The 19,376-nt window shown below is 36.5% G+C and carries 18 protein-coding genes; 9 read left to right on the top strand and 9 right to left on the bottom strand.

All coding sequences use genetic code 11. The features are described from left to right. Positions 1-11: 11 nt before the first annotated feature. Positions 12-356 carry a helix-turn-helix domain-containing protein gene (locus DTK66_RS07810; RefSeq protein WP_191668295.1) on the bottom strand — a complete coding sequence of 115 codons (345 nt, stop codon included), beginning with the start codon at positions 354-356 and terminating at the stop codon, positions 12-14. A 331-nt stretch (positions 357-687) separates the two neighbouring features. Between DTK66_RS07810 and DTK66_RS07815 the strand changes: the two genes are divergently transcribed. Beyond that, the gene (locus tag DTK66_RS07815; protein WP_225209041.1) at positions 688-3,417 is read left to right on the top strand and encodes an SEC10/PgrA surface exclusion domain-containing protein; all 2,730 of its coding nucleotides are present in this window, start codon (positions 688-690) and stop codon (positions 3,415-3,417) included. Positions 3,418-3,473: 56 nt separating this feature from the next. Here DTK66_RS07815 and DTK66_RS07820 read toward each other — a convergent pair whose 3' ends face one another. From DTK66_RS07820 to DTK66_RS07840, 6 genes are all read right to left on the bottom strand, one after another. Further along, on the bottom strand, positions 3,474-3,740 hold the full coding sequence (locus DTK66_RS07820) for a hypothetical protein (protein WP_172467652.1): 267 nt from the start codon (positions 3,738-3,740) through the stop codon (positions 3,474-3,476). Between the two features lie 33 nt (positions 3,741-3,773). After that, positions 3,774-4,052 (bottom strand): hypothetical protein, encoded by a 279-nt coding sequence (locus tag DTK66_RS07825; RefSeq protein ID WP_191668296.1) that lies wholly within the window; start codon positions 4,050-4,052, stop codon positions 3,774-3,776. A 150-nt stretch (positions 4,053-4,202) separates the two neighbouring features. Continuing rightward, positions 4,203-7,661, bottom strand: coding sequence for a hypothetical protein (locus DTK66_RS07830; protein ID WP_191668297.1), 3,459 nt, complete (start codon positions 7,659-7,661; stop codon positions 4,203-4,205). Between the two features lie 339 nt (positions 7,662-8,000). Then, on the bottom strand, positions 8,001-8,894 hold the full coding sequence (locus DTK66_RS07835; RefSeq protein WP_191668298.1) for a hypothetical protein: 894 nt from the start codon (positions 8,892-8,894) through the stop codon (positions 8,001-8,003). Beyond that, a complete protein-coding gene (locus tag DTK66_RS11135; RefSeq protein ID WP_255505086.1) occupies positions 8,884-9,018 on the bottom strand; it encodes a hypothetical protein in 135 nt (44 codons plus the stop codon). The genes DTK66_RS07835 and DTK66_RS11135 overlap by 11 nt, the downstream gene beginning before the upstream one ends. A gap of 101 nt (positions 9,019-9,119) precedes the next feature. Next, positions 9,120-9,389, bottom strand: coding sequence for an excisionase family DNA-binding protein (locus DTK66_RS07840; RefSeq protein WP_225209042.1), 270 nt, complete (start codon positions 9,387-9,389; stop codon positions 9,120-9,122). 138 nt (positions 9,390-9,527) lie between these two features. Between DTK66_RS07840 and DTK66_RS07845 the strand changes: the two genes are divergently transcribed. The 5 genes from DTK66_RS07845 to DTK66_RS07865 all read left to right on the top strand — a co-directional run bounded on the left by DTK66_RS07845 (position 9,528) and on the right by DTK66_RS07865 (position 14,889). After that, on the top strand, positions 9,528-10,193 hold the full coding sequence (locus DTK66_RS07845) for a helix-turn-helix domain-containing protein (RefSeq protein WP_191668299.1): 666 nt from the start codon (positions 9,528-9,530) through the stop codon (positions 10,191-10,193). Positions 10,194-10,280: 87 nt separating this feature from the next. Then, on the top strand, positions 10,281-11,402 hold the full coding sequence (locus DTK66_RS07850; protein WP_191668300.1) for a site-specific integrase: 1,122 nt from the start codon (positions 10,281-10,283) through the stop codon (positions 11,400-11,402). A 248-nt stretch (positions 11,403-11,650) separates the two neighbouring features. After that, a complete protein-coding gene (locus DTK66_RS07855) occupies positions 11,651-12,370 on the top strand; it encodes a response regulator transcription factor (protein ID WP_191668301.1) in 720 nt (239 codons plus the stop codon). Then, the gene (locus tag DTK66_RS07860; RefSeq protein ID WP_191668302.1) at positions 12,370-13,857 is read left to right on the top strand and encodes a sensor histidine kinase; all 1,488 of its coding nucleotides are present in this window, start codon (positions 12,370-12,372) and stop codon (positions 13,855-13,857) included. The genes DTK66_RS07855 and DTK66_RS07860 overlap by 1 nt, the downstream gene beginning before the upstream one ends. A gap of 171 nt (positions 13,858-14,028) precedes the next feature. Beyond that, positions 14,029-14,889 (top strand): GRP family sugar transporter, encoded by an 861-nt coding sequence (locus DTK66_RS07865; RefSeq protein WP_153930546.1) that lies wholly within the window; start codon positions 14,029-14,031, stop codon positions 14,887-14,889. A gap of 190 nt (positions 14,890-15,079) precedes the next feature. On the opposite strand, the gene DTK66_RS07870 is transcribed toward DTK66_RS07865, so the two are convergent. Then, complete coding sequence (locus DTK66_RS07870; RefSeq protein WP_191668303.1) at positions 15,080-15,694, bottom strand: sugar O-acetyltransferase; 615 nt, start codon at positions 15,692-15,694, stop codon at positions 15,080-15,082. A gap of 176 nt (positions 15,695-15,870) precedes the next feature. Between DTK66_RS07870 and DTK66_RS07875 the strand changes: the two genes are divergently transcribed. The 3 genes from DTK66_RS07875 to DTK66_RS07885 all read left to right on the top strand — a co-directional run bounded on the left by DTK66_RS07875 (position 15,871) and on the right by DTK66_RS07885 (position 18,796). Continuing rightward, on the top strand, positions 15,871-17,229 hold the full coding sequence (locus DTK66_RS07875; RefSeq protein ID WP_191668304.1) for a glucose-6-phosphate isomerase: 1,359 nt from the start codon (positions 15,871-15,873) through the stop codon (positions 17,227-17,229). A 77-nt stretch (positions 17,230-17,306) separates the two neighbouring features. Further along, complete coding sequence (locus tag DTK66_RS07880) at positions 17,307-17,516, top strand: hypothetical protein (RefSeq protein ID WP_191668305.1); 210 nt, start codon at positions 17,307-17,309, stop codon at positions 17,514-17,516. Positions 17,517-17,614: 98 nt separating this feature from the next. Then, positions 17,615-18,796, top strand: a complete 1,182-nt coding sequence (locus DTK66_RS07885) for an ROK family transcriptional regulator (protein WP_191668306.1) — start codon at positions 17,615-17,617, stop codon at positions 18,794-18,796. 157 nt (positions 18,797-18,953) lie between these two features. On the opposite strand, the gene DTK66_RS07890 is transcribed toward DTK66_RS07885, so the two are convergent. Beyond that, positions 18,954-19,253, bottom strand: a complete 300-nt coding sequence (locus tag DTK66_RS07890; protein WP_153930541.1) for a hypothetical protein — start codon at positions 19,251-19,253, stop codon at positions 18,954-18,956. Between the last annotated feature and the right edge of the window lie 123 nt (positions 19,254-19,376).

Raw genomic sequence — 19,376 nt, forward strand, 5'->3', positions numbered from 1 at the left:
TTTTTTATAAACTATTTATCTTCAAGTAATTCTAATATTATTTTACTTAAGTGTTCTGTTTTAGGGTAATCATAGCTTTCAAGTTTACTAATTAATTTAGTTAAGTGTGGGCCGTAGTGGGTTTCGTTTTCTTGAGCTGTAGGATTGGCCATTAAAGAATCCATCGAGGTGCCAAGAGCGCTGGCTAAACTTAAAAGAGTAGTCGAACTAACAGTATTTGAACGACCACGTTCAAGACGAGAAATAAAATTAATTGATAGGTTACTTAGTTCGGCAAGTTCTTGTTGAGTCATATTTAACTTATGACGACGTTTAGCAATGTTCTTTCCTAATAATTGTTGCATAGTTAATCTCACTTATCCTTTTAATATTAGGATAAAAGTAAGAATAGCGAATAGGAACGTTATCTATAAGTATCATTCTAGTTCTATATGTGAGTATGCACAATAAAATATGTGCTTATGTGTTGACTTATTGGATGATGAAAAATATAATGAAAACGTTAATTATGAATAGTTAAAATAGTCTATTCTAGAAAAAATTGTCGTACTTTGGTAATTAAATAAAGATTACTGTATTTATTTTAGGGAGATGTTAAATACAAAAGCACAAAACTTAAAAAGAATATTAACGTGGTAATTATCAAAAAAAGAAATGAGCAGAAAATCTATAATCTTGGGGGATATTATGAACAGAAAAAATACTATCTTAAAGTCCGTTGCCCTAGCCGGCGCCTTAACCGCTACCGGTGCTGTCGCTACTACAGCACACGCCGACACTGTAGCCACCTCTACTGCCGCTACTAGTGCAACTACTACTGACCAACAATTAGCTAACATGCAAAGCGCTCACGCCGCAACTGAATCTGCTGCTGCAGCTTCAAACGCAGCAGTGATGTCTGAAGCAACAACCAGTGCTAATAGTCAAATTGCGGACTTAAATAACCAAATTCAAACGCGTCAAGCAAGTGACGCTGCCATGCAACAAGCAAGCCAAGCAAGTGCAATTGCTTCTGTTAACCAAGCAGCAACCAGCGCTACTGCTGCTGAAAACGCTAGTTACTCACAAGCAGTGGCTAGTCAAACTGCCGCTAATGATGCAGCCTTAAAGTCAGCTCAATCAACAATTGTGACTGAACAACAAAAGAACCAAGAAACGGCTCAAGAAAACGCTGATTATCAAAACCAAGCTGGCAACCTTGATTCTGAACATAACGCTACGTTAAACAAGTTGGACCAAGCCTTAAAGAACAATACTGATGGCACAAACGCTGCTATTCAAAAGGAAATTTCACGCCAAAAGGCTGATGAGCAAGGTGCAATTAATCAAGCTGCTAAGAACCTTGACAGCCAAATCTCTGCAGCCGATACCGAAGTCGGCAAGGCTCAACAAACTGTTAACGCTGATCAAGATGTGGTTAACGCAAAAGATGCTGCAAACAAGGCGGCAAATCAAGCGGTTAAAAATGCCCAAGATAAGTTGAGTGACGCACAAGATGCGTTAAAGAAGGCGGAAGCAAATCAGCCAGTGGTTAACACAATTGATGCACCTGCTGAATACATCAATGTCTGGAAAACTTATTACGAAACTAAGAAGCCCGGAACATGGACACTATCTCAACAACAATTCCCAGAATTATATGCTCGACTTCAAAAAGCTGAACAAGAAGCAAAGAAGAATAATGTTTACAAAGAAGATCCTGCAGCAAAGCAAATTAAAGTTACATTAAACGATAACGGAACTCTTTCCCATGATGATGTTATCTTTGCTACTCAATACGCAGCAAACTTAATCAACCCAATTCGTGAAGCTGTCGGTACAAATCCTTACAAGATCACTAATGCATCTATTGATGTCGCTCAAGATGTTGAAAATGGCTACCGTAAGGACAACTGGAATGCCTGGACAAATGCTCACGACCTCAAATTATTAGACCAAGTTGCTAACAACTGGGGCACTGATATCGTTACCGAATCGTGGGCTGGAGACGGTTCATTCGGAAGCCTCTCTTATGACGGCGATAACAATACTTGGACACACAACTACACTAACTTAACCCGTGATGATCTTCAACGTGGTATTTACAACGCAGTTGAAGCACTACTATTTGAATGTGCAAAAGGTAATTCAAGTAACGGACACACTACTGACCTTCTCGGCGTACGAATCGGCAAAAATGCAAAATCAAGCAGCGTAATCGGTAGTGACCTTCTAGGTGTTGGCTTTGATTACGGAAAAGGTAATGAAGCCGCTAATCAATTTAACGTTGGTGGTTTTCACTTCAACTCTATTTCAGATGCAACATCTCCTCACATCCAATACTTAGCAAGCCACAACTACGTGATTAAAGCTGCAAATCCTAACTCAAAAGTTAACCAACCGGGTTACAAAGATCAAATCGCTATTCCATCCGCTAACCACGACGATCAAATTAAGCAACTCCAAGCGGCTGTTGCTACTGATACCCAAGCATTAAACGATGCTAAGAGTAAGGCTTCTACTACGGCCAGTGAACTCAAGTCAGCACAAGACAAACTCGCTAGCGATCAAGCTAAACTAAGTCAAGCTCAAAAGCGCGTTACTGAGTTACGGACTAATAAGGAAAACACCTTAAAGGCCATGGCTACTGATCCAATGCAATCACCTGCAATCAAGAACTTGCAAGCTAAACTTGCTCAAGCCCGTGTTGATCATGACAACGGCGTTAAGGCTGAAGAAGCTCAATACGCTGCTAAGACTAAGGACTTAAAGACTAAGCACGAAGCTAAGCTTGCGGCTATTGCTGCTCAACCTACTAGTTTGGCGGAACTACAAAGTCAACTTCAAGCTAAGTTGGACACGTTAAAGGCCCAACACGAAGCTAAACTTAAGCAAATCACTGATGATGCTAACGCTAAGATTGAAAAGATCAAGAACCAAAAGGTTGCTGATCCTGAAATCGATAAGCTTAACGCCCAAATTGCGCAAATCAAGAGTGATTTAGCTAAGAAGCAACAAGAACTTGATAATAACTACCAAGCTCTTAAGGCTAAGAACCAAGCTGAATACGATGCCCTTGCAAAGAAGTTACATGAAAGTGACAAGGCAGTTGTTAATGGTAACAGTAATCAATATAAGACTGCTGACGGCAAGACGGTTGTGATGGCTGGTGGGAAGACAAATAGCCATTCTGGTAATTTGTCAGCAATGCAAAATGGTGAAACTGGTGATGTAACAACTGTAAAAGTTGAACCTGGAACTTCATCAGTAGAAATGACACGCGAAGCTTATAAAGCGCAACAAGCTAAATTACCGCAAACGGGTAATAGTAATTCAACTGCTTTGATTGCATTAGGGGCAATTGCTTCAATGTTTGGCTTCGGATTAGTCGCAAAAAAGAAAGAATCGTATTCTTTTAGAAGGAATAATGAAGTATAAATTTGAGGAGAAATCCTAAAAAAGAGCCCCGGGAACTACCCGAGGCTTTTATTAGATTAAAATAATAAGTGACAACCTTTCAGTTCAATTTCAAAATCACTACTAATTGTATTAAGACTAAGCATCCAGCTAAGATGATGTGATTTTACAAATTCATTTAAGGAGCTAAAATACGGCGCTAATTCAGTTAGGCTTATTCCGACTCTTCCTGTAAGACGTAATTCGTCTATTTGTGTATCATTAAGTTGATAACCACATGCTTCTGTGAGTTCTTTTGCGACTGTATTAACGTGTTCTTCAATTACTTGATTTAGTGTATCCATTATTTATTCCTCCGTTTATATAAGTTATTAAATTTAATCACAGTTAGAATCGTTAATTAAAGCTAATGCGTAAAAGCCTAAATGTTTATTACAAACATCGGTTGCTTTATACATTGTCCATACACGATCTTTGCGAGGAGTCTCTCGTAAATAATCGCTAAGTTTAGTAATATATGGTCTAATTCGTTCAGCTGTAAAAAACAATAATCCATTATTTAGTAGCACTTGTTGTTCTTGCTCTGTTAAACAAAAATCTGCTTGTAATTGTAGATCTGCGTTAACTTCATCAATAATCTCATTAATTGAATGCATAATAAAAAGCCTCCTAATTGTTATTTCAGAGGCTTTTCTGCGCAGAATGCGCGAATTCGGGAATATTTTTTGTTATCGACAATACTTTAAGTAATTAATGAACTGTACACAGTTTTCTATAAGTAAGGGTAGCGGATTTGCAACACATTACTAATAAATTTGCTTTACGATTTGGTAAGTTTTTAGTGTATCAGTAATATTTTCTTTCAAGACACATAGCGGATTAACGAATTGACCTTTGTTTCGTTTTAATGCACGGTTAAATGATTTAAATTCTTTATAACGATCGTGAAATAACCTCTTGTAGATTAAATTTAAGTTATACTCGGTCGGATGGTTTGCTAAATAACGTATCATCACTTTTTGAACGTAATCTTTTCGATAATTATCAATTAGTTCAGGATAATTTTTACCTTTTAAATAGACATCATTTTTGACCCAAGTTACATGTTTTTCAGAATGTTCATCGGAACCATAGTCTCGCACACTTTGATCAAATTTAATAAATTGTTTTGCATACTCTCTTCTAAAAACAGGAAAAAGAGAACGATAATTTTTTAATTCATTTCGATACGTCATTAATTCTTCAATTGAGGCAAAGGGCCGCGTTAAATAGTATCCGAAATTACCTTGAGGTACAAAGTCAATTAATTCATAAGTATCATCGGGACTCAAGTTTAACCATTTTGATTGTTTCCAAGTTTTCATACTAACATAACGCTTATTATCAATCGAGTGTTTCATGTCATTTATTGATTGCATTCTAAAATCATCAACCTTAAATGTCACAGTATCAGTTTCAAGTAGTTTGATTAGTCGAGCCGTTGTCCAGCTATTAGGCTGCAGTCCGACTAGCGCTTTAATATGGTTATCTTCTGTCATATTAAAACGAGTGCGAATATTGATTAGCGCGGTGGTAGTATACTTTTGGCCATGGTTGTGGGACTTTAGTTCAAAAAACTGTCCGCTGAAATTTTTCTTATTTACTAAAACCCAGTTTTTATCAAAGCATTTTTCACATTTTGTTCGAATAGTTTCTTCCTCTAATAGATTATTAGAACAGAAGATAAAACCATCCGTTGTAATAGACGGAATCAGACTATTTGGATATGTTTCTTCAACTAAATCCATTAGTGCATTGACTTGGTACCGAGCAATTGACGTGTATTGTGCAGCTGTAAAAGGGTTAGTATTACGACTGAAGGGCACATACATGGTATTTCCTGTTAAGAAATCTCGAGTACCTCCAGTCCCTAGACCCTGACCAGATTTACCATACCCACCATTTCCTAGTAGTTTATAGAAGAGTTGAAGAGCGTCATATTTTCGATATTCATCAGAGTTAGAGTCAAATTCATCACGTTTTGCTTTAGCTTCATTTCGACGGATTAGTGACCAGTGTTGCATTTTTCCAATTGGTGCCAGACAGGTAACATCTCCATCCAGTGTTTTTTGCTGAGGGATAATGATTCGATGAATTTCAACAGTACCACCATGCTCAATGATATTTATAACATCAGTTACGGTCATATTAACCCGATTTGCCTGTCGAACGTAGATGGGGCCTTGGTCCTTAATCAAAGGTTTATATCCAACAGGCACACGTTTGATATTATCTGGAAAGTGATAAGAAACGTTAGCAACTCCAAGCGTAAACGGTCCATTTACAAAATATCGTGGATACTTATGATAATTTCTTAAAATACGGCTATCTAAGTCATGAGTATCTAATATAGGCTTACAATCTAACCTAAAATCTGGGATTAAAAGTCCAGCGTCAACATAAGATGATTTAAGATCAATATCATATTTATATTTAAATGCAATCGTAATAATTCCTGGGTTAAATGCCAAGTTCATCCCGCCCACGTAGGCTTGCTTTGCCATATTAAACCCATCATTATAAACATCATCTGGATGTACACTAAATTGATCATGACTACCCTTTTTATGTTTTTTATCACCTTGACGAGGCTCAATAAAATTATAACCTTTCCGCATTTGATCAAAGTTCAATTGGGTAGTTAGAAAAATCTCAGGAGTCCAACAAATCACACCTTTTTTATTAAACCAAGGAACGGTACTATAAACAGAAGCGTTATTTAATTTAATTAGTACATTATCAATAGTCGGGGGCACGTTATTACGTGTAAAGTTAAATTGATGCGCATGATCTGCATATTGATTACGTAGTTTAGTGCTGATTACAAATTTTGGTTTACTGACTTTGATCCTCTGATTGCTCAAATTGCTTACATCAAATTCAGGATTATCTTCGTATAGCTTTTTAAAGTTAATTCGATCTGCTAATGGTTTAGTTGATCCTTTTTGATTTTTAGTAGGCGCGGACCCAATTAACTTTTGATAGATATATCCTTTCTTGCTTTTTTTGTAAGTAAGTGTACCTCGAGCAAAATAAGGTTTTAACTTTTTAACAAATAGTTTTTGAAATGCAAAATTGTCGTAACCATCAACAGCGTCATTTAAGACTTTAATCCACTCTTCTGTATCTTTAGGAGGATCTTGATTATATAATCGTGGTCGTAAGTATTGATCAACATTAATACCACGAAAAATATCTTGATAAATGTTTGCAACTGTTTGTTCATCATAAGGTTCTTTAGAATAATGGGAACTAATTTCATCTGCTAACGATGTTAATGTAGCAGGAATATGTATATTTTCAATTAGCCCTTCATTGTATACATCAATTACGTTCCCCATAAAGAAGTCCAAGTATTTCAAGGTAACTTCTGAATCACCTAGCGCATAGTTAATATAATCATCAAGGCGTTTATTTAATAAAAAACGCATATGAGATTTATAATACCCGCCGTTATAAGGATCATTGAATTCTTCAAAAGAAATTAGCTTATCCTCAAGATCCCATTTTTTAGTATTAAGTTTCTTTTGACCAACGATTGAACCCAAAGCGGCTAATCCACCTTGTGGGCCAAGAGCCATTGTATCGACAAATTTAATAGTTAGAGGATACTTGATTCGTCGTGAATTAGGATTTGTCACAAGAATTGAATATGGATTACTAAAGAATTCTTGTTTGTTTAAAGCAATAAAAGTTGGTTCATTCTTTGACTTTCCTTGAATATCTAAATATTTTTTCCAATCATAATAGGCTGTAATGTCAACTCCAGAGAAAAATCCAGTCCATACAATAGGTGGTACACGTTTTGATTTACATAACATGGCTTCAATTTTGTCTTTTTTAATACCCAACTGCTTAGAAAGTCGTGAGTAATCCCTCTCATTATATTCTTCACCATACCCAACGTAATTAAGATAGTAACGAATCACTTTAATTAAATCCCAGAAACTAAATAGTTTATCATCAGGTTGTCTAAAAATTACAATACCCATTGCGGGGTATTGACCAAACTTAAGTACGTATTGATGACTAATAATATTAGATTGATAGCGATGCTCTTCATTATTCTCACTAGGTTCATTTTTTGAAGTATCCCATTCACTATCGTCACTAATGAAAAGGGCATCAAACCCATATTTTTCTTTTAGATTAGTGAGATTTAAGTAGTAATCGTTCTTATAAATAATAGTTTTAAAAGAACGTGATAATGTATTAACACCACTCAAAATATTGACCTCCTTAAACTAAAGGAAGCAACACTAAAAACTTCACTTACTAAATAAGGATTAGTCCATAAAATATTTGTATGTTATAATTCTTTAAATACTGAAGTGATTTTTAGAATTGGCAATGATGCTTCACTTTAGTGTTTAGTGTTTTATTTGGAAGAATTAATCAAATGGCGGTTTGGTTAATTCTTTTATTTTGGGTGAACACTTTTGTTAAGATTGTTCATCCAGTTTGAAGTATAAACGCGTACTCCCACAACGGATTCAATGTGGCGTCAAGGAGGCTCTTTATGGGGACCCCCCCATAGACGCCACATAGTAACACTCGCTTTTTTATTAATTATGATCGCTCACCCACTTCCCATTCCATGAAGAATTTGGAAGCCTATTTTTGACTCCAGCAAAATAAATGGATTTTACGTCAGGACGCGTGCAAGAATGTAAGTAGTAATACTTAATCATTAATCCAGTTAAAGATTTATTTAAATCGACTTGACGTTCAAAAATATTTCCGGGGAGATTTTTAGGTAATTGATTATAAAAAGGTGGACAACAGATAACGTCAGCAATCTCGAACTTTATTTGATAAAATAAAGCTAAACGTCGATAACCATTATTTACATTTAGCGCTCTTGCTACTAAAGGATAATCATCATTATCACCACGATCTTGTTTGTCCATATCGAACCACAGCAAGAAGTCGGATGGAACATCAGACAAATGTATTGGATGTAAGTGACTGTAGTACCACCAAGAGTCACTAGGAGTATAGTCAATTTGTACCATATCCCGATCAATATTTTTATTTGTGGAACTAAAAGTGTAATTAAAAAACTGCTTATGATGGCGCTTAGATGTTCCTGAATTTACTTCAACGTTAATTAATTGAAGTTTATCTTTGGACTTTGTGAATAAAGCACCGTTCCAACTTACACTTTGTAGTAATCGTGCGTAAGTAGCTGCCACAATTTGCGGAGGTTGATGTTTGGCTAACTCGGAAATTTGTAAATTTAATGATTCCATGAGCGATTCTAATGATTTTTGAGATTCAGCCTTTTGCTTTTCGTGTGATGAATTAATCATAAGATCACATGTCTTAAAATCTTCATCAATTTGAAGTGGCCTTCGCTGTGGCGACGCTAATGTAATTTTGATGTTAAAACCCGGGTAAATTACTTGCGCATCTACTAAAATTAATTCTGGTGCCGATGATTCTAATTTACTTTGCATTTTTATCTCCTTCTTTATACGATGAGTAATAATCAATGTAATCATAAATAGCCCAATTAATTAATTGGCTGATGTCTTTAGGGGGAATTCCTCCCGGCCAAAACTTTTTATCATCTATCATCATTTGCAAATTTAAGTTATTAATTTCACTTAAATTAATAATGTAGTTAACAATACTTATCATCTCCTTGAAAATTTGACACTACTCGATGTTTCCCTTGTCAGTTATTTAGTAGAAGTCATAAACTTATCAAGTTCATTGCGATTAAAGCGATAAATTTTGCCAAACTTGACATATGGAATGTTAGTAGTTGCAATCCATTGATCAAGCGTATTTAGGGCAATATTTAAATACTGAGCAGCTTGCGACTTTGTCATATAGGTTGGATACTGATCACTTAATGCGCTTTTACTTGCTTCATCAATGACCTGAATAATAGCGTTTTTGATTGAATTAGTGAATTCATCAGGAAATTCTGCATTAATTTTTGTCAAAAGTATTACTTCCCTTCTGCAGTGCAACACAAATGCAACATAACTTGAAAAATAAAAAGCAAATTTTTGTTGCAACCGAATTGCAACTTTGCTTGACTATATCCTACAGCATTATTAAAATAATATCAATAACTTTTTATGAAAATTTTTAAGGTGGTGATATGTTTGTGTAATCGTATAGCATTAGGTAGTAGAATTAAGGCTATTAGACATAAAAGAGGAGAAAATCAAGAGCAATTTGGTAAACATTTTACTCCTCCTTCTAATAAAGGTACTGTTTCAAGGTGGGAAAGTGGAATTTCAAAACCAAGTGCCCAACGTCTACGTGAAATTGCTGAATTAGGTGGTGTAACAGTCAATTTCCTTCTTAATGGTGATGCTACAACTGTTGAGGAAACACAAAAGTTATTAAACAAAATCACTAATCATCCAGAATCTACTAGTATTGAAGAGAAAAAACAATTAAATAGTATTCAGTTGGAGTTAAGTCAAATGCTTAAACTTCATGATCTTAATGAGAAGACAAAAGACAGCAATATACATAATGAACAATTAAACGACTTTCGAGCCGAAATGAGTGTTTTTTTTGACGGTAAATTAACTTACACACAAGTGGAATTTCTTACTTTAGTTGTTAAACTTTTTAATAACTTAAACCTTCAGGATGATTCTTCTAGTATACAAAAGTTTAAGGACATAATTTTTCATGTGAACCAAATTGCCGAAGGTAACGAACCGTATGACAAGAAAAAAGATTTAGCAGAAATTGGTGATTTCTTGACAAAATTAAGTATGTCTAGCTAGAATGATAGACATAATGTAATTCACTACTCGATGTTTCCCTTGCTTAATCATGCTTAAATGATGTACGCAGAAAGAGAGTGAAATTACATGGAACCTTATGGATATAATACAAAAAAAGGCAAACGTTATCGGGTAGCTTACCGAACTCCAGATAATAAACAGCATAATAAAGGTGGTTTTACTACTAAACGTGAGGCTCGCGCTTGGTATCGTCAAAAAATGGTCGAAATTGAGAACCATGGCTTTAGTAGTAATGAAAAGGTAACGTTTGAAGAGGTTGCTAACCGATGGCTTGATAATAAGAAGCAGACGGTAGCTGGCTCAACCTATAAAAAATATGAAACGGAATGTAAAAAACATTTAATACCTGCTTTGGGTGATAAATTGCTTAAAGATATCAGTATTCCTACTTGTCAATCTTTAGTTTATCAATGGGCTAAAGATTTCAAGTTTTATAATAAAATGGTTAATGATGCCGCAAGCATTTTTGATCTAGGTATTAAATACAAATTGATCCATGATAATCCTTTTAAATTAATAGAGCATCCAAAAAAAAATAAGGATGATGAAAGAAAAGTAAGATCATTTACCAAAGATGAGTTCATTACTTTTAAAAAAGGATTGCATGAGCATTATGAATCAACAAATTATAAGGCTTTTGCTTTCCTTTTTATCTTGTCACATACGGGATTACGAAAAGGAGAACTTCTAGCTTTAACATGGAACGATATTGACCTTAAAGGTGGATTTCTTCATATAGAAAGAGGAGTTACCCGTGATACTGAAAATAAGCTTATAATAGGTGGAACAAAGACTGATTATTCTGTACGTGATGTACCTATTGGGCCAGAAACTATTAAAGTGTTGAAAAAATGGCGTTCTGAGCAATATCAAGAACTGAAATTTTTTAATATTAATACTTTTAAACCAAATCAATTAGTATTTACAGGCGAAGAAGGTGGTATATTGTCACCGTCGAAACCTGGAAAATGGTTAAATACAATTGAAAAAAAGTATAATCTCCCTTCTTACGTAACACCACACGGACTGAGACATACATACACCAGTTTACTGATTGAAGATGGAATGTCGGTCAATGATGTTGCTAGTGTGTTAGGGCATAAAGATGCTACAATTACTATAAAAGTTTATAATGATTTACACCCGATTAAAGATAATTCGATCGGTAAAATTATTGAGAATCTTTAAAAACTAAAATGTTGTAGAGGTGTTGTATAATTAACATCTAACAACATAAAATAGTTGATATAGCAGCCTTTAGGGGACACGGGTTCGACTCCCGTCATCTCCATTGCTAGTTGTCTACAATAACTGTCACTGGTATGTGGCAGTTTTTTTATTAGCATCTATTAGCCTTAATTTAAAATAATCTTTTAAGAACTTGTGTTAGAATTAGGGAAATAGGGAGTTAATGATTAGATAAAGGAATGAATTAAATGCAAATATTAATGATTGAAGATAACCATTCTGTCTGTGAAATGATGGCAATGTTTTTTAAAAAAGAGAAATGGCAATATGAATTTGCCTATGATGGTGTTGAAGCAGAGGAAAAATTTAATTCTGACCCCCATAAATGGGATATAATTTTGCTTGATTTAAATTTACCTAAAAAAGATGGGATGCAAGTTGCGGCAGATATTCGACGGGTATCGCCAACGGTTCCGTTAATCATGCTTACGGCACGTGATACAGAAAGCGATCAAGTACTTGGCTTAGAAATTGGTGCAGATGATTATGTAACGAAACCGTTTAGCACGATTACCTTGATTGCCCGCATTAAGGCATTGTATCGGCGAACACATTTAAATAAGCTTGAAGATACGCAGAACAGTGAGAACGACGAAACGTTTGATATCCAAACTAAGCATTTTAAGATGAATACTAAGACTCGCGAAGTCTTCTTATATGACAAGCCAGTAAATGACTTAACACCTAAAGAGTTTGACTTGTTAAAGACGTTAGCTTCAAAGCCACGGCAAGTATTTACACGGTCTCAATTGCTCCAGTTAGTATGGGATTACGAGTATTATGGCGATGAGCGGACCGTTGATGCCCATATCAAAAAATTACGCCAAAAGCTTGAAGATATTGGCCCCCAAGTAATTAAGACAGTTTGGGGCGTTGGCTATAAATTTGATGACGAAGGTAATGACTAATGAAGTTGATGTACCGGTTGATGCTATCGTTTTTTGCAATCATCGTAACATTGATGATTATTGTCAGTATTTCGTTTATTAACGTTACTAACAACACTTTATATCACAATACGTGGCAACAACTGAAAAGTTACTCTGACAGTTTAATCCAAGATTCAATTCGTTATAATATGGCAACACAAAGTTTTGAAGGCTTTGCGACCGAGTCCTTAAATAGCAATGCCAACTTATTAACCCGCCAAAATGTTCACTTTGCTATTTATGACACGACACACCGAAAAATTTTTGCTAGTAATGGTTTTACGCCTAATATGAGCAAGGCTGATTGGAAAAAACTAAAAAAAGGGGAAACAGTTTATACTAAATTAATTACCCCGAAGATTAACACGAGAGTTTCTAATGGCACCTCACCGCGGATGACTGAGGTTTCCCGGCCGTACTTTTATAAGGGGAAAATGATCGCAGTAGTATCGATTGCAACCTTTGTATCGACAATTGAACAGAATATGCGCCAGATTAAGCTTAACTTAATCATGGCCCTATTGACGGCAAGCTTAGTAACATTGGCTGTAAGTTACTTTTTAGCACGATCAATTACCAAACGGATTGATAGTCTCAGAATGGCAACACACCAGATTGCTCGCGGAAATTACAATGTTGAAGTGGATGCCAGCGGTCGTGATGAGGTTGCTGATTTAGGCCGCAGTTTTAATCAAATGACGGCCTCGCTTCGAGAATCGCAACAGGAAATTCGTCGGCAAGAAGAGCGTCGACGGCAGTTTATGGCCGATGCAGCCCATGAAATGCGGACACCGCTAACGACGATTAATGGAATCCTTGAGGGGTTGCAATATGACGCTATTCCTGAAGAAGACAAAAAACATAGTATTCAACTGATGCAAAATGATACCCGCCGCTTAATCCGCCTTGTTAATGATAACCTTGATTATGAGAAGATTCGGACAAATCAAATTGCGATGGAACGAAAAGTTTTTGACGCTTCAGCTGTTCTAGAAAATTTACGGGAACAATTAGCAAAAAAGGCCAAAGAAAAGCACGACACGCTTAAATTAGACGTAGTCAAAAACTTGCGTGTCTATGCAGACTATGATCGTTTTGTGCAAATCATGTTTAATATTATTCAAAATGCAATTCAATTTACTGACCATGGGCTAATTAACATTCGTGGTAAGCGGGTTGAGAAGGGCAGTCAGTTCCAAGTACAAGATAACGGTATTGGGATGACGCCAGAACAACGTGATAATATTTGGGAACGTTACTATAAAGCTGATCGCTCACGGATGAATACTAAATATGGTGAATCAGGCTTAGGTTTGGCGATTGTTCATCAGTTAGTGCTGCTTCATGGTGGAAAGATTGATGTAGAGAGCACATATGGGAAAGGGACTACTTTTACAATTTTCTTTCCGGATCGTGATTACGCGCCTCATAATAATCAACAAACAAATAATAAAGATAAAAAGTAAGCCATTTTTTCGTATTAAACGTTTTAACTACTGTGTTAAAGCGTTTTTTCTCGTTATAGACCAATTCTTAATTTTGGGAAAATTTAAAGAAAGCGCTTGTGTAAGCGTTTACCTTGTGATAATATAATATCTCGTAATCATATATTACGGATTGATAGGAGAGAACTTTTTATGAATTACTTACTTGCTTTAATCCCTGCAATTGGTTGGGGAATTATGCCACTAATCACTGGTAAAATTGGTGGATCAACAATTAATCAAATGTTCGGTATCGGAGCCGGTGCCACTATTGTTGGTTTAGTCGCATTTATTTTTGGTCATCCGACTGTTAGCTTGGCTGGCTTTTGGTTCTCAGTGCTATGTGGGGCCTTATGGACAATCGGTCAAATCGGACAATTTATTTCATTTAAGCGTATGGGTGTTTCAAACACTATTCCACTATCAACAGTATTTCAATTAATTGGTAACTCCTTAATCGGTGTTATTATCTTTGGCGAATGGCGGGGGGCACGGGCCCTTACAATTGGTTTTATTGCCTTAGCAATTGTTATTGTGGGTGCCCTGATGACTTCTGTTTCTGATGAGAGTTCTGGAAAGAAAGTTACTGTGCAAAACTTCTTCTTCCTGCTCATTACAACAATTGGTTACTGGGTATATTCCGCATTCCCTAAGATGCCAATGATTGCCAATGATAGTTCTTTGGGAATTTTCCTTCCTGAAATGCTAGGAATTTTACTTGGTTCTATTATTTACGCAATTTGCTCTGGTAATATTAATTCCTTTAAGCAAAAGGAACAATACCTTAATATTTGGGGTGGTATTTCATGGGGGATTGCTGCGCTAGCATATATCTTTGCTGGACGGGCCCTCGGAATCAACGTTGCCTTTGTCTTCACTCAAATGAACGTTATTATCGCAACAATTGGTGGGGTGCTTATCCTTCATGAACACAAGACACGTCGAGAGATGTCATTTACAATTGCTGGTATTATCTTCATTGTTGCCGGAAGTATTTTAACAATTTTTGCATAAAAAAATAGAAGCTGAGGAAAAACTTTTGTTTTCTCTCAGCTTCTACTATTTTAACGAACAATAGTCAGACTATGTGGAGAATAACTATAAGACTCAAGATTAAGGACAAACGATAATCAGCTCGTGACGTGCTAATCATCATTCTAGCTTAGCCAACATCCTTGTCGGGAAGATTATTTTCCGCTCTTTATTAATAAGGGTAATTTTCAAGGCGATCTTTTTCTGTGATAGTACGAATAACCTTTCCGGGTACACCAAGGACAAGGGAATTATCAGGAATATCTTTTGTGACGACTGTTCCTGCCCCGATTACACACCCGTTGCCAATTGTGACTCCGGGACAAATGGTAACATTGCTAGCAAGCCAACAATTATCGCCAATGGTAATCGGCTTCCCATATTCAACGTCATCGAATTGTCCATCAGCTTGTTGGCGAATATTACGTTGCTGATACATGAGGGGATGCATGGCGGTAATCAATGAAACGTTTGGACCGCACATTACATTATCCCCAATCATGACAGGACAGGTATCGAGAATAGTGAAGTTAAAATTAGCATAGAAATTCTTACCAATCGTGGTAAAACGTCCGTAGTCAATGTGAATAGGACCTTGAAGATAGATACCCTCTGCGTGATTAGGGAAAAGGCGATCAATAATCATTGTTCGTTCAACAGTATCTTCATCGGCCGTTAAGTTATAATCACGACAAAGACGATGGGCAAGGTGTGAAAACTTATTGAGTTCTGGCGTTCCTGGGCGGTAGGGATTACCGGCGAGCATGTCTTGCGTATTTTGATCCATAATGATCTTCCTTTCATCATACAGTAATATGTAAGCGTATCCTTAATTATGATAAAAGAATTGGATGTTGTCAATTTGGGAATGTCATTAAAAATTTATAGGTTCTGATTGAAACCGACTTCATAATCCGCTATCATTTAAATGTCTAAAAAATAAAAAAGAAAGAAGCTATTGGAATGACACACATTAAATTTGACAGTAGCGCATTAAAGCAATTTGTTCACGATAATGAACTTGGTGAAATGCAAGCAATGGTTAACGCGGCTAATGATGAATTACGCAACGGAACTGGTGCTGGCGCCGATTTCCGTGACTGGCTCCACTTGCCAACGGAATATGATAAAGAAGAATTTGCGCGGATTAAAAAAGCCGCTGATAAGATTCAACGCGATTCAGACGTGCTGGTGGTAATCGGAATTGGAGGCTCATACCTTGGTGCCCAGATGGCCATTGACTTCTTACACAATACTTTCTACCAGGCCCAAAAGGCCAAGGACCGGCAAGCACCGCTAGTTGTCTTTGCTGGTAACTCCTTGAGTTCGACTTATGTCCATGACTTGATCCAATTGATTGGCGATAAGGACTTCTCAATTAACGTTGTTTCTAAGTCGGGAACGACAACTGAGCCATCAATCGCCTTCCGGATCTTCAAGGACCTATTGATTAAGAAATATGGGGAAACGAAAGCGAATAAGCGGATCTACGCTACAACTGACAAGGCCAAGGGTGCCTTAAAGACAGAAGCAGACGCTCACGGCTATGAAACGTTTGTTATCCCTGACGGGGTGGGCGGACGTTACTCGGTTCTTTCAGCAGTTGGCTTATTGCCAATCGCTGCTTCGGGAGCTGATATCGATAAGCTAATGGCTGGTGCTGCTCAAGCTGAAAAAGATTATGTTGACCCTGACTTGAGCAAGAACGAAGCTTACCAATACGCTGCTTACCGAAACATCCTTTACCGCAAGGGCTATGAAACGGAATTGCTTGAAAACTATGAGCCTAATATGCGGATGTTTGCAGAATGGTGGAAGCAATTAGCTGGGGAATCAGAAGGGAAAGACCAAAAAGGGATTTACCCATCTTCAGCTAACTTCACGACGGACCTCCATTCCCTCGGTCAATACATCCAAGAGGGACGTCGTTTCTTAATGGAAACAGTTGTTAAGCTTGATAAGCCAAACTATGATATGGAAATTCCGACTGAACCGGATAACCTTGACGGCTTAGGCTACCTTGAAGGCAAGACAATGGATTACGTTAATACCAAGGCTTATGAAGCAGTAGTGGCAGCCCATACTGATGGGGGTGTACCGGTCATGACGGTTCATATTCCAGAAGAAGACGAATACACGCTGGGCTACTTGATTTACTTCTTTGAGGTTGCCATGGGAATTTCTGGATACTTAAACGGCATTAACCCATTCAACCAACCAGGAGTTGAAGCTTACAAGACAAACATGTTTGGGTTACTCGGCAAGCCTGGTTATGAAGAAATCGGTCAGGAACTACGGGCAAAAATGGAGAAAAATGACTAATTATTAATTAGATCATTACAAATACAGGGTGAAAGGGATTATCTCGTTCATCCTCTTTTTATTATGGAGTGTAATTTATGAAAAAAGATGAGTTAATTGAACACCGTGATCGAATTAAGGAGCATCTAGTGGTGTGGATCGTTTTAACGATTTGTCTACAAATTCTTACTGTATTTCACATTTTAGCCTTTTTGAAATATGTAGTCTGGCTGTCTGCTACTTATAGTGTATTGTTGATTATTTTATGGTGTTATTTGGAGATTAAGCTGTTACGATTAAAACGCTAAACTAATTTGAGCTTCTTTCGTGCTATAATAAAGCTAATTATACCGTGGTATAGGCGTTATAAGTATAAAATATTTTATTAATTAATGGAGAATTTAAAATGATAAATGACCATCGTAATCTTTCGCGGATACAAAATAAAAAACTTGTATTACAACAGTTATTTAATAATACTGAAACATCACGAGCAGAAATAGCACGTCAGCTTAACTTGAATAAGTCTACAGTTTCGTCAATATATGATGAATTAAATGCAGAGGGATTTATCGAAGGCGTTCGCCAAGGAGAATCAACAAGTAGCGGTGGACGCAAGCCTCATCTTGTTAGCTTGAACCATAATTATGGGTATGTTGCAAGTTTTAATATTGGAACAACATATATGGCAGCAATGTTTAATTATCTGAATGGAGAAATTATTCAATATAGCCGAGAACCAATAAAAAAATTTGATATTTTAAACATTATGCAAATGATCAAGAAAGAAATTAAAAAACTTCAACATGTTGATTCAACCCAACATGGTTTGCTCGCAATTGCATTTTCAATTCACGGAATTGTGCATGATAATAAGATAATTGACTCGCCATTTCTTGAGTTACAAGGTATTGATCTCGAAGAATATTTCAGTAAAGAATTTGGCGTACCAGTTGTTTTGGAAAATGAAGCTAATTTATCAGCAGTTTTTGAACAAGACTTTGGTGCTAACCAAAACATTCGTGATTTAATAACTATTAGTATCCATCGGGGAATTGGTGTGGGGATTATTGCAAATCACAGCCTATATCGTGGTTTTCGCGGAATGGCTGGCGAAATTGGGAGAAGTTTAATCTCTAATGACCTAGATAGTGAATCACGGCAACTTGTAAAGGTTGAATCTTTATGTTCTGAAGAAGCGATTATCCGTCAGGTAATGGATGTCAAAAACTTAACTTCATTAACAAGCACAGAATTAGTGAAGCTTTATCATGAGGATGAGCAAGTAAAACACATTTTAAATCATGCTGCTCACCTCATTGCAGAGGTTTCTTACAATGCAGTTGTATCTTATGGACCAGAAAAAGTATATTTCAATTCGACCTTGTTTGAAGATTTACCAGAAATGTATGTAATGGTACGCGATAGATTAGTGGAGTTAGGAATATTCTCACCTATTCGGATGATTAAGGGATCGCGGATGACCTCCTTGCTCGGGGCTAGTTCGCTGGCAATTCATCGCGCGCTGGGGTTAGATGATTATTTATTACACTTTAAATGGCCAAAGGAGGTTAAAAACGTTGATTAATGGCTGGGATACCAGCTTTTTTAGTTACGAAGCTTCCCGAGTTTAACCATCGTTCGTACTTCTATATCGATGAGTATAAATAAGCCTCTAGTATCCGGATGCACGCCGAATACTAGAGGCCTTTTTCTGTTATTAGGGAGTTAGCGTTAATCAATTATTAAATAAGCCCGAAACGATTCCTAACAGCGGTATTAATACAATCAACTAACTTTTCTTTTACTATTTTTTCTGTTTCTGGATCGTTTGCTTTGTCCTTGCGATAAGCATCGATTACGATTGAAGCCATTACGTGTTTGGGATCAGAAAAAATTTTAACATCCATGTAATTAGGATCTTCGGCAGGAATATCCTTAAAGGTGAGAACGAATTTCTTATCGTTGACAGTAATCGTTAGTTTACCGCCTTTACCAACCGTATAGTCTAGCTTGTCAGGAGTACAATCTTTATATGATATCATCGTTATTCTCCTTCCTATTGCTTATAACGACTTCATTATAGCATAATTTAATTTATAGCTGGTTAAAAAAGGGGCTGTGACATAAGTCTCCTATATAGTTGAAAATGCTACAGCGCAGTACAC

The sequence above is a fragment of the Limosilactobacillus walteri genome (genome assembly GCF_014830205.1).
GTDB classification, from domain to species: domain Bacteria; phylum Bacillota; class Bacilli; order Lactobacillales; family Lactobacillaceae; genus Limosilactobacillus; species Limosilactobacillus walteri.

Excerpts from the sequence above, each read along its gene's own strand:
- DTK66_RS07815 (WP_225209041.1), top strand. The coding sequence starts at position 688 with ATGAACAGAAAAAATACTATCTTAAAGTCCGTTGCCCTAGCCGGCGCC.
- DTK66_RS07820 (WP_172467652.1), bottom strand. The coding sequence starts at position 3,740 with ATGGATACACTAAATCAAGTAATTGAAGAACACGTTAATACAGTCGCA.
- DTK66_RS07825 (WP_191668296.1), bottom strand. The coding sequence starts at position 4,052 with ATGCATTCAATTAATGAGATTATTGATGAAGTTAACGCAGATCTACAA.
- DTK66_RS07835 (WP_191668298.1), bottom strand. The coding sequence starts at position 8,894 with ATGCAAAGTAAATTAGAATCATCGGCACCAGAATTAATTTTAGTAGAT.
- DTK66_RS11135 (WP_255505086.1), bottom strand. The coding sequence starts at position 9,018 with ATGATGATAGATGATAAAAAGTTTTGGCCGGGAGGAATTCCCCCTAAA.
- DTK66_RS07845 (WP_191668299.1), top strand. The coding sequence starts at position 9,528 with ATGAAAATTTTTAAGGTGGTGATATGTTTGTGTAATCGTATAGCATTA.
- DTK66_RS07850 (WP_191668300.1), top strand. The coding sequence starts at position 10,281 with ATGGAACCTTATGGATATAATACAAAAAAAGGCAAACGTTATCGGGTA.
- DTK66_RS07855 (WP_191668301.1), top strand. The coding sequence starts at position 11,651 with ATGCAAATATTAATGATTGAAGATAACCATTCTGTCTGTGAAATGATG.
- DTK66_RS07860 (WP_191668302.1), top strand. The coding sequence starts at position 12,370 with ATGAAGTTGATGTACCGGTTGATGCTATCGTTTTTTGCAATCATCGTA.
- DTK66_RS07865 (WP_153930546.1), top strand. The coding sequence starts at position 14,029 with ATGAATTACTTACTTGCTTTAATCCCTGCAATTGGTTGGGGAATTATG.
- DTK66_RS07870 (WP_191668303.1), bottom strand. The coding sequence starts at position 15,694 with ATGGATCAAAATACGCAAGACATGCTCGCCGGTAATCCCTACCGCCCA.
- DTK66_RS07875 (WP_191668304.1), top strand. The coding sequence starts at position 15,871 with ATGACACACATTAAATTTGACAGTAGCGCATTAAAGCAATTTGTTCAC.
- DTK66_RS07880 (WP_191668305.1), top strand. The coding sequence starts at position 17,307 with ATGAAAAAAGATGAGTTAATTGAACACCGTGATCGAATTAAGGAGCAT.
- DTK66_RS07885 (WP_191668306.1), top strand. The coding sequence starts at position 17,615 with ATGATAAATGACCATCGTAATCTTTCGCGGATACAAAATAAAAAACTT.
- DTK66_RS07890 (WP_153930541.1), bottom strand. The coding sequence starts at position 19,253 with ATGATATCATATAAAGATTGTACTCCTGACAAGCTAGACTATACGGTT.